Raw genomic sequence first — 534 nt, 5'->3', positions numbered from 1 at the left:
ATGGCTAAAATGGCTTGGAGTATACGAGCCGTAATAGTTACCGTTTTTCTGTTTAAGATTGTGGTTAACGCTTTCAACACCAGCCTCAATCTTACCGTCTGTAACGTTCAGTTTCGTGTTGATTTCACTTATCGTGTAATAGTTTTCAAGCCTCCTACCAGTGTCTTTTATAGCCTCGTTTTTTGCTTTACTAATCTGCTTTTCTACCTGGGAAGTGTAAGAGACTGAAAGTTTTTCCGCGTCAATCGAATGTCCGATAATCCTGTCACCATACACCATGCCGTCAAGAGTCATCGCAGTATTGTAAGGCCCTGAAAAACCGTTATGGCTTCCAGCAATACCATTCATGTTAACCTGTAACACTTTCGTAGCAGTGTTTTTATCAGGCGTATCCATGTAAAGGTCACGAACCCACATGCCTTTACTATCGTATTCGCTTATCTTATAGCCGCTTTGAGAATTACCCATTTGCGCTTTAATATTATCGATCGCAGCTTTAACACGCTCGTTATCAATTTTTCTAGCTTCAACCGT

1 pseudogene is annotated in these 534 nt (G+C 40.8%); it reads right to left on the bottom strand.

The features are described from left to right. Nucleotides 1–534: pseudogene (locus ACTJLE_RS06510) on the bottom strand (hypothetical protein); the annotation flags it as partial.

This window comes from Gardnerella sp. CCPDSM, assembly GCF_056754715.1.
Note: the sequence above shows the minus strand (reverse complement) of the source record. Positions and strands in the feature narration are given on the sequence as shown.